The sequence below is a fragment of the Streptomyces sp. NPDC001890 genome, assembly GCF_042891445.1.
Lineage (GTDB): Bacteria > Actinomycetota > Actinomycetes > Streptomycetales > Streptomycetaceae > Streptomyces.
This window is the reverse complement of the sequence record NZ_JBIATE010000022.1, coordinates 1-14,980: the sequence shown is the minus strand read 5'-3', so window position 1 is coordinate 14,980 and position 14,980 is coordinate 1. Positions and strand designations below refer to the sequence as shown.

Sequence of the window (14,980 nt, the reverse complement as noted above, 5' to 3'; positions counted from 1 at the left end):
TCCGAAGTGAGAGGCGACCCACTATGCCGCTGCATGTTCCCCCGGCTCCCGCGCCCGCTCTGCGCAGCGTTCTCGCGGCACTCGGTTCACCCACCGCAGTCCGCGAGGCCCGCACCCCAGCCCTCCGATCCGCCGAGGGACCGCTGAGCCCCGAACTCCCGCTCCCCGTCCATGTACTGGACCGGATCGGGCCGGGCGGGCTCGCACCCGCCACCAGGCTGGCCGGGTGGCGGTTCCTGATCCGCAGCTCGGAACAGCCCGTCGCCGCGGCGGACACCATGCTCACTCCGGACGGCTGGACCTTCTCGCACTTCTTCGAGGGCCCCTACATCACCTCGACCGAACTCGCCCTGCGCCAGGCCGAGACGGTCACCAGCCACTACCAGCCACGGCTGCTGTCCATCCCGGAGCTCTACATGCTCGCGCTGTGGCTGCACGGCGACGCCGAGGCCGACGCCGCCGGCGGGGCGCTCGCCCCCGCCGATCTCCTGGTTCCGCTGGCTCCCGCGCCGCCGGGCATCGCGGCCCATCGCTCGCACCGGGTCGCCGATCTGCTGCGCGTGATGACGCTGCGCATCACCCCCGGCCCCGGTCCCCTGCTCGGATCACCGGCCTGAGGACCGGACCCGCAGGAGAACACTGTGCCCCGCCACCATCCCTGGTGGCGGGGCACAGTGCTGGGGGGCGCACTTCGATGCCCGACCGGACTAGCCCGATCCGGCCACCCCGAACCACCCGAAGTGACAGCGCAGTTGCGGTGAACCGTCCGCGCGGGTGATGCGTCCTTCGAGTAAGGACAAGTGCTGCTGCGAAATCCCTGCGGAATGACGCCCGTGGGGCAACACTGGGACCGGACCGATCGATACGGGGGGCGGCCATGAACACCTCATCCAGCCGCAGGACATTCACTACAACGCAGCGAAAGAACCCAGCCATGTGCCAGCACCAGCCACCATGCCCGACCGCCGACTCAGCCGACCGGGAGGCCGCCCGCCTGACGGCCCACCACCCCGAGCAGGGCTGGAGCCTGCTGTGCAACGGAGTCCTGCTCTTCGAGGACACCGGCGAGCTGCTCCCCGACGGTCAGATCATCGCCCCGCACCGGCCCCTGGGGACCGACCGGGTGATGAAGGCCGCCTGAGCGCGGCCGGTACGAGCTGGGGCCGGCCCGGAGAATTCTCCGAACCGGCCCCGACGCATGTCCGCGTCACTCCCCCACGCTCATGACTCAGTTGTCGTACTCGTCCAGCGGCGGGCAGGAGCAGACGAGGTTGCGGTCGCCGAAGGCACCGTCGATCCGGCGCACCGGCGGCCAGTACTTGTCGGCGGCCGAGACTCCGGCCGGGAAGACCGCCACCTCACGGCTGTACCCGTGCTTCCACTCCCCGCCCAGCATCGCCGCGGTGTGCGGCGCGTTGTGCAGCGGGTTGTCGTCCGCGCTCCACTCGCCGGAGGCCACCTTCTCGACCTCGCCGCGAATGGCGATCATCGTGTCGCAGAACCGGTCGAGCTCCGCGAGGTTCTCGCTCTCGGTCGGCTCGATCATCAGCGTCCCTGCGACCGGGAACGACATGGTCGGCGAGTGGAAACCGTAGTCGATCAGACGCTTGGCGATGTCGTCGACGCTGACGCCGGTGGCCTTGGAGATCGGCCGCAGGTCGACGATGCACTCGTGCGCGACCAGACCGGCCGGGCCGTTGTACAGGATCGGGTAGTGCGGCTCCAGACGCTTGGCGATGTAGTTGGCGGCGAGCACGGCGACCTGCGTCGCACGCTTCAGCCCCTCCCCGCCCATCAGCCGTACGTACGCCCAGGAGATGGGCAGGATGCCGGCCGAGCCCCACGGGGCGGCCGAGATCGGTCCGACCCCGGTCTCGGGGCCCGCGGCGGGCTGCAGGGGGTGGTTCGGCAGGTACGGCGCGAGGTGCGCGCGCACCCCGACCGGGCCGACGCCGGGGCCGCCGCCGCCGTGCGGGATGCAGAAGGTCTTGTGCAGGTTCAGGTGCGAGACGTCGCCGCCGAACCGACCCGGCTTGGCGAGGCCCACCAGCGCGTTGAGGTTGGCGCCGTCGACATACACCTGACCGCCGGCGTCGTGCACCTCGGCGCAGATGTCGGCGACGTGCTCCTCGAACACACCGTGCGTCGACGGGTACGTGATCATGAGTACGGCGAGCTCGTCGCGGTGCTTCTCGATCTTGGCGCGGAGGTCCTCGACGTCCACCTCGCCGTCGTCGGCGGTCTTCACCACGACGACCTTCATGCCGGCCATGACGGCGCTGGCCGCGTTGGTGCCGTGCGCGGAGGACGGGATGAGGCAGACGGTGCGCTGGTCGTCACCGTTGGCCCGGTGGTACGCGCGTACGGCCAGCAGGCCCGCGAACTCGCCCTGCGATCCCGCGTTCGGCTGGATGGAGACCGCGTCGTAGCCGGTGACCTCGGCCAGGCGCTCCTCCAGCTCGCGGATGAGGGTGAGGAAGCCCTGCGCCTGCTCGGCCGGTGCGAAGGGGTGCAGCGCGCCGAACTCGGGCCAGGTGATCGGCTCCATCTCGGTGGTCGCGTTCAGCTTCATGGTGCAGGAGCCGAGCGGGATCATGCCGCGGTCCAGTGCGTAGTCCCGGTCGGCGAGCTTGCGCAGGTAGCGCAGCATCGCGGTCTCGGAGCGGTGCTGGTGGAAGACCGGGTGGGTGAGGATCTCGTCGGTGCGCAGCAGCGCCTCGGGCAGCGTGTCGGCGACGGTGCCGTCCAGCGCCTCGATGTCCCCGTCGGCGCCGAAGGCGGCCCAGACGGCGGCGATCTGCGTACGCGTGGTGGTCTCGTCGCACGCGACGGAGACCAGGTCGGCGTCGACGAGTCGCAGGTTGACCCCGCGCTCGCGGGCGGCGGCGACGGTCCGGGCCGCCTTGCCCGGGACGCGCACGGTGAGGGTGTCGAAGAAGACGCCGGTCACGACGTCGACCCCGGCGGCGCGCAGGCCCTCGGCCAGGATCGTCGCGTAGCGGTGCGTGCGCCGGGCGATCGTCCGCAGCCCGTCCGGGCCGTGGTACACCGCGTACATTCCGGCCATGACGGCGAGCAGCACCTGGGCGGTACAGATGTTGCTGGTGGCCTTCTCGCGGCGGATGTGCTGCTCACGGGTCTGCAGGGCGAGCCGGTAGGCCTTGTTGCCGTCCGCGTCGACGGAGACACCGACGAGGCGGCCCGGAAGGCTGCGGGCGAACTTCTCACGCACGGCCATGAACCCGGCGTGCGGTCCGCCGAAGCCCATCGGCACACCGAAGCGCTGCGTGGTGCCGACCGCGATGTCCGCACCCAGGTCACCGGGCGAGGTGAGCAGGGTCAGGGCGAGCAGGTCGGCGGCGACCGTGACGATCGCACCCAGCTCGTGGGCCTGCTCGATGACGGGCTTGATGTCCCGGACCGCTCCGGAGGCGCCCGGGTACTGCACCAGTACGCCGAAGACACCGCGCTCGGCGAGCTCCGCCGGGATGCCCTCGGACAGATCGGCGACGACGACCTCGACACCGGTCGGCTCGGCACGGGTCTCTATGACCGCGACCGTCTGCGGCAGGGCGTCGGCGTCGACCAGGAAGACACCGTCCTTCACCTTGCCGACGCGCCGGGAGAGCGCCATGGCCTCGGCGGCCGCGGTGCCCTCGTCGAGCAGCGAGGCGCCGGAGGTGGGCAGCCCGGTCAGCTCGGCGACCATGGTCTGGAAGTTGAGCAGCGCCTCCAGGCGGCCCTGCGAGATCTCCGGCTGGTACGGCGTGTAGGCCGTGTACCAGGCGGGGTTCTCCATGACGTTGCGCAGGATCACCGGAGGGGTGAAGGTGCCGTAGTAGCCGAGCCCGATCATCGGGGCCAGCACCTGGTTGCGGTCCGCGAGCTCACGCAGCTCGGCGAGGACCTCGGCCTCGGTGCGCGCGGCCGGCAGTGCGAGTGCCTCGGCGCTCTTGATGACATCGGGCACCGCGGCGGCGGTGAGTTCGTCCAGCGAGCCGTAACCGACCTGGGCGAGCATCTTCGACTGCGCCTCGTCATCGGGACCGATGTGGCGCTGCTCGAACGGAATGCCCTGCTCCAGCTGGGAGAGCGGAGTGCGACGGGGGGTCATGGTGGAGGCCTCCTGGTCTGTCACGACCTGCGAGGGGCACCACGGCGCGGGTGCCCGAACGGCCTCCCCCTCTGTCATCTCAACCTGAGAGCTTCACCGGCGCACCTTGCGGCGTACCGGCTTTCACCGTCGGTGAGGAAGGGAATCGCACCGGCACTCGGCCGCACGAAACCCGCCCTGCTTTCCAGAGTGACCTCGTCCGTGCGGTACGGGGGCCTGAGAGATTCCGGGGAGGATTTGCTCCTTCGGCGCCTTCGGATCAACTCCGGAGGACTCTCCCGCACGGGGTCAGCAGCCATCACCAGCCTACCAGCGGGGTTCGTGGCTGATTTCTCGAGTGGCCAACCACCCGGATCTGCCTTTTTGTAGTGCTTGTGGAGTAGCCGCGACCAGTGGGAGGGACCGTGCAGACCGACATCGATCCGCGCCGCCTGATCGGCCGCAAGGCGTTCGACCGCAAGGGCACCAAGATCGGGACCGTGGACGAGGTGTATCTCGACGACGCGACCGGTGTGCCCGAGTGGGCAGCCGTACGTACCGGACTCTTCAGCCGGGACGCGTTCGTCCCGCTGGAACCCAGCGAATTCGTGGAGGACACGCTCCGCATCCCCTTCGACCGTGCGCTGATCAAGGACGCGCCGGACTTCGGTGTCGGCCGTCATCTCTCGCCGGAACAGGAGCTCCAGCTCTACCGGCACTACGGTCTGGACTCCCCGCCCGAGGAGCTCGGTCCGGACCGGGACTTCGGCAGGCTGGCAGGCCAGGACGAGTAGTCCACCGGGTCCCTCACCAACGGCAGCGGATCGGCGGGCCGCAGGTCCGGGTCGTCGATCCGGAACGTCCGCACCCGGCCGGGCGTGGACCCCGGTTCCTCGAACCGCACCGTCACGCGGCCGACGCCACTGCCCTGCACCCAGCCATGGCCGTACGTCTCGTGGAGTACGTCGTGTCCGGCGGGCCAGCGCCGGGCTGCGCGCTGCTCGGCGGTCTCCGGGACCGGCGCCCCGGGATCGCCCGGCGGCTCTCCCCCGTCGTCCCCCGCCGGTGCCGACGCCTGCGCCGGTTCCTCCGCCGCTTCCCTGGCGGCTTCCTCGGCCGCGGTCCGCTCCCCGGCTGCCTGGGCGAAGAGATCCTCCTGGGTGTAGTCGGCGAGCCCCGTCACACCCACTCCCAGGAGCCGGACGCCTCCGGTGGTGTCAACGGCCTCCAGGAGCCGCGCGGCGGCCTCACGGACCACCGTGGGGTCGTCCGTGGGCCCACGGAGCGTCTCGGACCGCGTGAGCGTCGAGAAGTCGTACCGGCGCACCTTCAGCACCACCGTGCGCCCGGACCGCCCCGCGCCCCGCAAGCGCTGCACGCACCGGTCGGCCAGCCGCTCGACCTCCGTCCTGATCCGCACCCGGTCGTGCAGGTCGGCGTCGAAGGTGTCCTCGACGGATACCGATTTGGCGTCCCGCTCCGCGACCACCGGCCGGTCGTCGTACCCGAACGCCATGCGGTGCAGCGAGCCGCCGTGCGCCTTCCCCAGCAGGCGTACGAGCTCGTCCTCGCCCGCCTCGACCAGGTCGTCGACCGTCGTCATCCCCGCCCGGCGCAGATGATCCGCCGTCGCCGGCCCGACCCCGGGGAGGATCCGCACCGGCATGGGTGCGAGCAGCGCCCGCTCCGTGCCCGGCTCTATGAGCAGCAGGCCGTCCGGCTTCGCCTCCTCCGAAGCGATCTTGGCGAGCATCTTGGAACCGGCGAGCCCGACCGATCCGGTGAGCCCGGTGACCGCCTTGATGGCCGTACGGAGCTGCTCACCGATCTCCCGCGCCGAAGCCGCGTCGTCGGCCGTCCCCCCGGCCTCCAGGTCCACGAAGGCCTCGTCCAGGCTGAGCGGCTCCACCAGCGGCGAGAGCCGGGCGAGCAGCTGCATCACCTGGTCGCTCACGGTCCGGTACAGCTGGAATCGGGGCACCAGATAGGCCGCGTTGGGCGCCAGCCGCCGTGCCTGCGCCGTGGGCATCGCCGAGTGCACCCCGAAGCGACGAGCCTCGTACGACGCGGTGGCGACGACTCCGCGCGGCCCGAGCCCGCCCACCACGACCGGCTTGCCGCGCAGGCTCGGCTTGGCCGCCTGCTCGGCGGAGGCGTAGAAGGCATCCATGTCCAGATGCAGGATGGTGGGCGCGGCTCTCACATCAATCGATGCTGCCCTACGGCACTGACAATCGCCGCGCCCGGACCGCGAGCCGCGTCAGCCGGCGCGGTTGCGCCGCCGCGCGAGCTCGTCGGTGGGGTTGTTCCCGATGAGGGTCTCGCCGGTGTCCACCCGCTCACCGTGCAGCTGCGAGAGGGCGGCGTCGACGTCCTGCCACACCACCCCCACCGCGATCCCGAAGACCCCCTGGCCCCCCTGGAGCAGGCTGACGACCTCGTCGGGCGAGGAGCACTCGTAGACCGTCGCCCCGTCGCTCATCAGCGTCATCCGCTCAAGGTCCTGGAATCCACGGGCCCGCAGATGCTGCACCGTGGTGCGAATGTTCTGGAGTGCCACGCCGGTGTCCAGGAAGCGCTTCACGATCTTCAGCAGGACCACGTCCCGGAAGCTGTAGAGCCGCTGCGTGCCGGAGCCGTACGCCGGACGCACGCTCGGCTCCACCAACCCCGTGCGCGCCCAGTAGTCGAGCTGCCGATAGGTGATCCCGGCCGCCGCACAGGCGGTCGGCCCCCTGTATCCGATGTCGTTGGCCGAAGCCACTCCGTCCCCCGCCACCGCCGCCGGTTGAACCGGTTGCACGATGGTGTGGTCGGCTGTACTCCCCTGCTGCGGATACGGCCCACCCGCTGCCGTACCGTCGCCGCTGCTTCTCACGCCGACCTCCGTCCTTGACCTGCCATCTCGAAGGTAGGCAGTCACTCGGGGTGCGTCAACGATCGCCACACTCGGCACGCCGAGTGATAATCACCCTGAGGGTGGTTTCCCGTGTCTCTTGAGCGGGAAAGGCTTGCCGGATGCGCTGACGGCGACCCCGAAGAACGGTCACTGACTGTTGGTACCGAAATCCTCCGGGGAGATCTGATCGAGGAACTCGCGGAATTTCTCCACCTCGTCCTCCTGCTCGTCCGGGATGGCGATGCCTGCGTCGTCGAGCACCCCGTCACTGCCGTAGATCGGCGTTCCGGTGCGCAACGCGAGCGCTATGGCGTCGGACGGCCGCGCGCTCACCTCGACCCCGCTGGCGAAGACCAGCTCCGCGTAGAAGACCCCTTCCCGAAGGTCCGTGATGCGGACCTCGGTGAGCTCCTGGCCGACGGCCTCGAGCACGTCCTTGAAGAGATCATGGGTCAGCGGCCTGGCCGGAGCCATGCCCTGCTGGGCGAAGGCGATCGCGGTCGCCTCACCAGGACCGATCCAAATGGGGAGGTACCGGTCGCCTCCCACTTCACGCAGGAGCACGATCGGTTGGTTCGAGGGCATTTCCACCCGGACACCCACAACGTCGAGCTCGTTCACACAGCAACCCTAGGACGTGCCCGGCAGGTTTGGGTAGTCGGGCAGCCCGGCGATCAGTGGAGCCGGATGTGCAGGGCGCTCTGTACCAGGGCCGAATGAAGCCTCACGGACAGCTCCGCGAGTTCTTTCGCAGTGGCCTCCGCATGGGCTCTGGTCTGCGGATTCCGGTGCCGACGCAGGGGTGCGACCACCTGCTCGATGAGCCCGACCTCGCGATCCGCAGCGGCCCGCATGGCACGCAGGTGACGCGGCTCCAGACCGAACCTGCCCAGTTCCGCCACAAGCCTGGCCACGGTCACCATCTCGGCGTCATATCCGCCCTCGGCGGTCGGAACCACCAGACCGTACGACTCCCACTCGTCGAGGTCGCTCTCGGTGACCTCGGCGGCCGCCAGCAGCTCCGCACGGCCGATCCGGGCCGCGGTGGCCCGTCCGGGCTCCGCGTCCCAGCCGCCGGTCAGGTCCCGCGGGCCGCCCCCGGAAGGCAGGGCGGCCTGTTCACCACGGGCGAGGGCATCCAGATGCTCCCGGATGACCTTCAGCGGGAGGTAGTGGTCCCGCTGCATGCGCAACACCTGCGCCAACCGCTCCACATCGGCGCCGCGGAACTTGCGGTAGCCGGAAGGGGTCCGCTGCGGCTCGACGAGCCCCTCGGCCTCCAGGAAACGAATCTTGGAGATCGTGACCTCGGGGAACTCGTCCCGCAGCCGCAGGAGCACCGTGCCGATGCTCATCGGGCGGTCGTCGGCGGAGGCGGTGCCGGTCACGGCACCGCCCGTCGGTGTTCTCAGCATGGACCTTCCTGGGGATCCCCCCGACGGAGTCAGGGGGCGGGTCAGATACCGCGCTGGCTCGCGTAGAAGACCAGCCGGTACTTACCGATCTGCACTTCGTCGCCATTGGACAGGGCGACGGAGTCGATGCGCTCACGGTTGACGTAGGTGCCGTTCAGGCTGCCCACGTCCCCGACCGTGAAGCTGCCGTCGGGGCTCCTGCGGAACTCCACGTGCCGACGCGACACCGTCACGTCGTCGAGGAAGATGTCGCTCTGCGGGTGACGGCCGGCCGTGGTCAGCTCACCGTCCAGCAGGAAGCGGCTGCCGGAGTTCGGACCACGACGCACCACCAGGAGCGCCGAGCCGAGCGGAAGGGCGTCCACAGCGGCCTGGGCCTCGGGCGAGAGGGACGGCACAGCCGTCTGCCCGGTGGCCTCCGCCTCGTACGCTTCAAGACCGGAGATGGAGATGGTCGACGTCGTCTCCGAGGCACGCTCGGGAACCCCACCCCTCAGCGGAGCACCGCAGTTGGAGCAGAAACGACTGGCCTCGGCATTGCGATGCCCGCACCTCGTACAGACCGGCATGGACGAACCCTCCTGCCTGGGGGCGAACTCTCCACCCGAACTCGAGGTCGACGATTCCCCGAAACCTATGCGGCCGGGACCGGCAGGGTCAACAGACGACGCGCCGGATACTCCCGAATTGTCACTGCCCGTACCCGACACCTGATCGCGGAAGAGCGGGCGCTCCGTGCCCTGCTCCTCCGCCTGGCCATGGCGCGGCGCGCGATGGCGGGCGGCCTCGTCGCGAGCGCTCTTGCCGAACAACTTCCCAAACAACTTCACGGGCGATTCCCCTTGACCGAAATAGACCCGCCCGTGGGGCAGGACGAACCCTGAATGAACACACCTGCCGACCCGGACATCCTCACAACGTCCGTATCCACCCGACAGTTTCCACCACGCGCCACCAATACGATGCGGCGACCCCCCGCAACCTTGCGCCCGTCTCCTTCGCCCCTTCCGCACCGCCGCCTCACGGGGACGACGACCGAGCGTAGTCAGGCTGCTTCGCCGGTCGCAAGGCGTCCACGACGATGTCGTCCGCCTGCTCCACCTGCACGGTGGCCTGCTCCTTCTCCAGCGTCTGCACCACGCCGCCAGGGATGTTCAGCGCCGGCTCCAGATCCTGGGGCTTGCCGATCACCTCGAAGACGTATGGCGCGGTGATCTTACGGTCGTCAACGCTGACGTTGCCGCCGTCACCGGAGAAATACGTGTTGGCCACCACGCGCACCCCGTTGACCTCGATCGCCTCGGCGCCCGCCGCACGCAGCTCCTGCAGCGCGTCGAGCAGCATGTCCGCCTTCACCCCGTCCCCGGGGTCGTTGATGGTCAGCGTGATCCCGGGCCCGTGTGCCGCCACGGTGCCCGCGAGTACGCCGAGTTGCCGTTCCTTCTCCACCGTCTGCTTACGCGCCTCCTCGGCCTGGTCGGAGCTGTTCTCCAGCTCCGTGCGCTGAGCGCCCAGCCGCTGCTTCTCGTCCTCCAGGCGCTGGGTCCGGTCGTCCAGCTCGTCGAGGATCCTGACCAGGTCCTCCTGCCGGGCGCCCCGCAGCGCACTGTTGTCGCTGTTGGACCTCACCTGAATGGCCAGGCCGAGACCGAGGACGAACAGCAGTAGCGCGACGACGAGTTGGGCCCGCGTCACCCGCGGCGGCCAGAGTCCGGCGATCAGCCGCTGACGACCGGTGAGCTCATTGGCGGAGCCTGACGCACGCTCTGCGGCGTGCTCCGTCTCCTCGGGAAGTTCTTCGTTGCTCATCGGCCTCAGGCCCGGAAGACGTGCCGGCGGATGGCCGCGGCGTTGGAGAAGATCCGGATTCCGAGCACGACCACCACACCGGTGGACAGCTGCGCACCGACGCCCAGCTTGTCGCCCAGGAACACGATCAGCGCGGCCACCACGACGTTCGAAAGGAACGACACGACGAACACCTTGTCGACAAAGATCCCGTCGAGCATGGCGCGCAGACCACCGAAGACTGCGTCGAGGGCAGCCACGACTGCGATCGGGAGATAGGGCTCGACCACCGCCGGCACCTCGGGCCGGACCAACAGTCCGACCACGACTCCCACGACGAGGCCCAGTACGGCGATCACGATGTGCCCTTCCCTGTGTCTGCCGCACCACTGCCGGTGTCTGCGGCCTTATAAGGCTCTGCTGTGCGTACGATCAGGCTCGGCGCGACCGGAAGGCTCACCTTCTGCTGCACGGACAGGCTCGTCCGCACGTCGAAGGTGTCCTTGAGCGCCTGAAGATACTGACCGTCTGCACTGTCCTGGAACGCGGTGCCGAGTTGCTTCCCGTTCCCCACCGCCAGCACCGTGTAGGGCGGGACGAGCGGTCTGTTGTCGACCAGTATGGCGTCGCCCGCCGCACGGATCGCCGACAGGGCCGTCAAGCGCTGCCCGTTGATCGCGATCGCCTCGGCACCCGACTGCCACAGGCCGTTGACGACCCGCTGGAGGTCCCGGTCGCGGACCCGCCCGGTGTCGGCGAATCCACTGGTCTCCCGCGGTCCGCCGCCGCCCTGGTCGGTGTCCTTGGCGTCGTCGATGACGAGCTTCACGCCGGGCCCCTCCACGGGGGTCGCGCCGGCGAGCAGTGCCACCCGCTCCCCCTGGTCCCCGCCGTGCTTCTCCAACGCCTTGCGCTGGCGCCGGCCCACGTCGTCCCGGAGCTCGTCCACCTGGGATTCGAGATCGTCGGCCGCCGCCGTCTCGTCGTCGATGCGGTCGATCAGCTCCTGGCGCTCCTTGGCGAGCACCGGCGCCGACACGCGCGCCTCCGCGGCCCCGAGCGTGACCACGAGGGCGGCCAGCACCAGACAGGCGGCGAGGCCGAGTTTCGACTTGAGCGTACGGGGCAGGCCCGCGGTCCCGTCGGCCTTGCGACGCGCCGATGCCTCGGCGTATCCGTCGTCCAGGCTGTGGTCCATCACGTTGGTCAGCAGCGACATGGACGCATCGGGACGCGCGGGAGGCGAGGCGGTACTCCGATCGGGGGGCTGCTGCGACATGCCGCACATCGTCGCACGTCGCCACGGCTAGCGCCGAATGGCCCCACCGGTGTGCCCGCCGACGCCGCCGGGCGCCGCCGGACACACCGGAAGAACCGTCACTGACCTGCGCTGTCCACCACTGCCGCCCATTCGTCCAGCAGCGCCTGCGCGGAGGCGTCATCCGGACCTTCGGCCCACAAATGGGTGACCGCTTCGGCCGGGTCCGGCAGCACCATCACCCACCGCCCGTCGGCCTCGACCACCCGCACCCCGTCCGTCGTGTCGACACTGCGGTCACCGGCGGCCTCCACGACCCGCCGCATGACCAGCCCCTTGACGGCCCAGGGGGTGGCGAGATCACGGCGCAGGACATGGGCACGGGGGATGCGGGCATCGATCTGGCTCAGGGTGAGCTGGGTCCTGGCCACCAGACCGAGGAGCCGGACGAACGCAGCCGATCCGTCGAAGACGCTGCTGAATTCGGGAACGACGAAGCCCCCACGCCCGTCTCCACCGAAGATGGTGCCTTCCTCACGTGCCACACGGGTCAGGTCGTCGGGCGATGTCGTCGTCCATTCGACCTGCGTGCCGTGGTACGCCGCGACCTGCTCGGCGACGCGTGTCGTCGTGACCGGCAACGCCACCCGCCCGCTGCGCCGCTCGGCCGCCACGAGGTCGAGCATCACGAGGAGAGCCCGGTCGTCCTCGACGATCCTGCCCCGCTCGTCGACCAGGGAGAGCCGCTCGCCGACCGGGTCGAACCGCACGCCGAACGCGGCCCGCGCCGAGGAGACGATCTCGCCGAGCCGCACGAGTCCGGAGCGCCGGCTCTCGGCGGATTCGGTGGGCCGTGATTCGTCGAGGCCGGGATTGATGGTCAACGCGTCGACACCGAGGCGTCCCAGCAGGCTGGGCAGCACGAGCCCGGCACTCCCGTTGGATGCGTCGACGACCACCTTGAGACCTGCATCGGCGATCCCCGCGGTGTCCACGCTCCGCAGCAGCGCTCCGGTGTACGAGTCGAAGACGCTGGACGGGAAGTGCAGATCGCCGATCTCGCCCGGGAAGGCACGGCGGTATTCCTGACGTGCGTAGACCCGGTCCAGTTTCCGCTGCCTCGCCTGCGACAGGTCCGCTCCGCGCTCGTCGATGAACATGATGTCGACCGAGTCGGGCACGCCCGGAGACGTACGGATCATGATCCCGCCGGCGCTGCCGCGAGCGGTCTGCTGGCGGGCGACGGGCAGCGGTACGTTCTCCAGGTCCCGGACGTCGATGGCGCTGGCCTGAAGGGCCGAGATCACCGCTCGCTTCAGGGCACGGGCACCGCGGGAGTGGTCACGTGCGGTGGTGACCGTCGAGCCCTTCTTCAGAGTCGTGGCATAGGCACCGGCCAGCCGGACCGCCAGTTCCGGGGTGATCTCGACGTTGAGGATCCCGGACACACCGCGCGCGCCGAAGAGATGGGCCTGTCCGCGCGATTCCCAGATGACCGAGGTGTTGACGAAGGCGCCGGCCTCGATGGTCTTGAACGGGTAGACGCGGACATTGCCCTGGATGATCGACTCCTCACCGATCAGGCATTCGTCCCCGATGACCGCGCCGTCCTCGATGCGGGCCGCCCGCATGACGTCGGTGTTCTTACCGATCACGCAGCCGCGCAAATTGCTGTGCTGACCGATGTACACGTTGTCGTGCACCACGGCCTTGTGCAGGAATGCGCCGCTCTTGACGACGACGTTCGATCCGATGACCGTGTGCTCGCGAATCTCCGCTCCGGCTTCCACCTTCGCGTAGTCCCCGATGTAGAGAGGTCCACGAAGAACCGCGTCGGGATGTACCTCCGCACCTTCCGCGACCCATACGCCGGGCGAGATCTCGAAGCCGTCGATGTCGACATCGACCTTGCGTTCAAGGACGTCGGCCTGTGCCTTCACATAGCTCTCGTGCGTACCGACGTCCTCCCAGTAGCCCTCTGCGACATAGCCGTAGATGGGCTTGCCTTCCTTCATGAGCTGCGGGAAGACATCACCGGACCAGTCCACCGAGACATCGGCTTCGACGTAGTCGAATACCTCGGGCTCCATGACGTAGATGCCGGTGTTGACGGTGTCCGAGAAGACCTGACCCCAGGTGGGCTTCTCCAGGAAGCGTTCGACCTGGCCACCCTCGTCCACAATCGTGATGCCGAATTCCAGAGGGTTCGGCACACGTGTCAGGCACACCGTGACGAGACCGCCCTTTTCCTTGTGGAAGGCGATCAGATCGCTGAGATCGAAATCGGTGAGAGCATCACCGGAAATGACGAGGAAGGTGTCGTCCTTCAGCGCTTCCTCGGCATTCTTCACGCTCCCCGCGGTACCGAGTGGTTTCTCCTCGTTGGCATAGCTGAGCTCCATCCCGAGCTCTTCGCCGTCCCCGAAGTAGTTCTTGACCAGCGAGGCGAGAAACTGGACCGTTACGACGGTCTCATTCAGCCCGTGCCGCTTGAGCAGCCGAAGCACGTGCTCCATGATCGGCCGATTGGCTACGGGCAGAAGCGGCTTGGGCATGCTCGAGGTCATGGGGCGAAGGCGTGTGCCTTCGCCGCCAGCCATCACGACGGCCTTCATGTCGGAAACGTCCTCCTTGAAGAGACGACGGTCTAGCCGACTTCGCCCGTCAGGGCACCATCCGGGTCATCAGCGGCGGGCCGGCCACACTGCACGGCACCGCATCAACGAGCTCAATCGGCTGCTACATCCGCCTTGACGAGCCGGCGGACCTGAACCACGTAGAGGATCCCTGCCCACCAATAGAGCGTTGTACCCCAACCTGCGAACGCCCATCCGAAAACAGCGGCCAGCGATGCAAGCCAACCACTTCCGTCGCTGAGCAGCAACAAGGGGAACGCGTACATCAGGTTGAACGTGGCCGCCTTGCCCAGGAAGTTCACCTGGGGCGGCGGATAGCCGTGACGCCGCAGGATTCCTACCATCACGAGGAGCATCAGCTCACGTGCGACAAGTGCTGCGCTCAGCCACAGCGGCAGGATCTCCCGCCAGGTGAGGCCGACGAGGGTCGAAAGGATGTAGAGGCGATCCGCAGCGGGATCCAGGAGCCGGCCGAGGTTGCTGATCTGGTTCCACCGGCGGGCGAGCTTGCCGTCGAGGTAATCGCTGATACCGCTGAGCATCAACACCAGCAGGGCCCAGCCGTCGCTCTGCGGCCCGCCGAACACGGGGCGAAGAATCAGCCACAGGAAGAGCGGAACCCCGACAAGGCGAGCCATGCTGAGGATGTTGGGGATGGTGAGTACCCGGTCCGTCTGAACCCGAGTCTCCTGGACCTCCACCCGGGGGCCTCCTGTGAAGAAAGTGCCAATGATGCCCCCTGACCTTACCCTCAGCCACCGCTCTCGGATGCACAGGGGTGAGGCAAGGGCCTCGTGAACGCAGAAAAGCCCCGTGTCCACAAGGACACGGGGCTTTCCCGTAAAAGGAGTTCGGCGGCGTCCTACTCTCCCACAGGGTCCCCCCTGCAGT

14 protein-coding genes and 1 riboswitch are annotated in these 14,980 nt (G+C 68.8%); of the genes, 3 read left to right on the top strand and 11 right to left on the bottom strand.

Going from position 1 to position 14,980, the window contains the following annotated elements:
• The first annotated feature begins 23 nt into the window (after positions 1 to 23).
• Together ACFYY1_RS34185 and ACFYY1_RS34180 are read left to right on the top strand one after the other, a co-directional pair.
• Positions 24 to 617 carry a hypothetical protein gene (locus tag ACFYY1_RS34185; protein WP_388592459.1) on the top strand — a complete coding sequence of 198 codons (594 nt, stop codon included), beginning with the start codon at positions 24 to 26 and terminating at the stop codon, positions 615 to 617.
• Positions 618 to 934: 317 nt separating this feature from the next.
• Positions 935 to 1,141, top strand: coding sequence for a DUF5999 family protein (locus ACFYY1_RS34180; RefSeq protein WP_072488625.1), 207 nt, complete (start codon positions 935 to 937; stop codon positions 1,139 to 1,141).
• Positions 1,142 to 1,228: 87 nt separating this feature from the next.
• Here ACFYY1_RS34180 and gcvP read toward each other — a convergent pair whose 3' ends face one another.
• On the bottom strand, positions 1,229 to 4,114 hold the full coding sequence (gcvP, locus tag ACFYY1_RS34175) for an aminomethyl-transferring glycine dehydrogenase (protein WP_388592457.1): 2,886 nt from the start codon (positions 4,112 to 4,114) through the stop codon (positions 1,229 to 1,231).
• Between the two features lie 194 nt (positions 4,115 to 4,308).
• A riboswitch (glycine riboswitch) is annotated at positions 4,309 to 4,405 on the bottom strand.
• 113 nt (positions 4,406 to 4,518) lie between these two features.
• Here gcvP and ACFYY1_RS34170 point away from each other — a divergent pair.
• The gene (locus tag ACFYY1_RS34170; protein ID WP_388592454.1) at positions 4,519 to 4,887 is read left to right on the top strand and encodes a PRC-barrel domain-containing protein; all 369 of its coding nucleotides are present in this window, start codon (positions 4,519 to 4,521) and stop codon (positions 4,885 to 4,887) included.
• Here the strand turns inward: ACFYY1_RS34170 and ACFYY1_RS34165 are convergent.
• The 10 genes from ACFYY1_RS34165 to ACFYY1_RS34120 all read right to left on the bottom strand — a co-directional run bounded on the left by ACFYY1_RS34165 (position 4,812) and on the right by ACFYY1_RS34120 (position 14,790).
• Complete coding sequence (locus tag ACFYY1_RS34165; RefSeq protein ID WP_388592451.1) at positions 4,812 to 6,296, bottom strand: DNA polymerase IV; 1,485 nt, start codon at positions 6,294 to 6,296, stop codon at positions 4,812 to 4,814. The genes ACFYY1_RS34170 and ACFYY1_RS34165 overlap by 76 nt on opposite strands.
• Before the next feature lie 57 nt (positions 6,297 to 6,353).
• Complete coding sequence (locus ACFYY1_RS34160; RefSeq protein WP_266735544.1) at positions 6,354 to 6,971, bottom strand: MerR family transcriptional regulator; 618 nt, start codon at positions 6,969 to 6,971, stop codon at positions 6,354 to 6,356.
• A gap of 168 nt (positions 6,972 to 7,139) precedes the next feature.
• Positions 7,140 to 7,613 carry a bifunctional nuclease family protein gene (locus tag ACFYY1_RS34155; RefSeq protein ID WP_006123076.1) on the bottom strand — a complete coding sequence of 158 codons (474 nt, stop codon included), beginning with the start codon at positions 7,611 to 7,613 and terminating at the stop codon, positions 7,140 to 7,142.
• Between the two features lie 53 nt (positions 7,614 to 7,666).
• A complete protein-coding gene (locus ACFYY1_RS34150) occupies positions 7,667 to 8,407 on the bottom strand; it encodes a MerR family transcriptional regulator (RefSeq protein ID WP_388592448.1) in 741 nt (246 codons plus the stop codon).
• Between the two features lie 41 nt (positions 8,408 to 8,448).
• The gene (locus ACFYY1_RS34145) at positions 8,449 to 9,237 is read right to left on the bottom strand and encodes an FHA domain-containing protein (protein WP_266735547.1); all 789 of its coding nucleotides are present in this window, start codon (positions 9,235 to 9,237) and stop codon (positions 8,449 to 8,451) included.
• A 190-nt stretch (positions 9,238 to 9,427) separates the two neighbouring features.
• Entirely contained in the window at positions 9,428 to 10,216 is a 789-nt protein-coding gene (locus tag ACFYY1_RS34140; protein ID WP_388592446.1) for a DUF881 domain-containing protein, read from the bottom strand.
• 5 nt (positions 10,217 to 10,221) lie between these two features.
• Positions 10,222 to 10,554, bottom strand: coding sequence for a small basic family protein (locus ACFYY1_RS34135; RefSeq protein ID WP_003970459.1), 333 nt, complete (start codon positions 10,552 to 10,554; stop codon positions 10,222 to 10,224).
• Positions 10,551 to 11,474, bottom strand: coding sequence for a DUF881 domain-containing protein (locus ACFYY1_RS34130; protein ID WP_266735551.1), 924 nt, complete (start codon positions 11,472 to 11,474; stop codon positions 10,551 to 10,553). Before ACFYY1_RS34130 ends, ACFYY1_RS34135 begins: the two co-directional genes overlap by 4 nt.
• 98 nt (positions 11,475 to 11,572) lie before the next feature.
• Positions 11,573 to 14,068: a sugar phosphate nucleotidyltransferase gene (locus ACFYY1_RS34125; protein WP_388592444.1), complete on the bottom strand. Its 2,496-nt coding sequence runs from the start codon at positions 14,066 to 14,068 to the stop codon at positions 11,573 to 11,575.
• 113 nt (positions 14,069 to 14,181) lie between these two features.
• On the bottom strand, positions 14,182 to 14,790 hold the full coding sequence (locus ACFYY1_RS34120) for a CDP-alcohol phosphatidyltransferase family protein (RefSeq protein ID WP_388592441.1): 609 nt from the start codon (positions 14,788 to 14,790) through the stop codon (positions 14,182 to 14,184).
• Positions 14,791 to 14,980 lie beyond the last annotated feature (190 nt).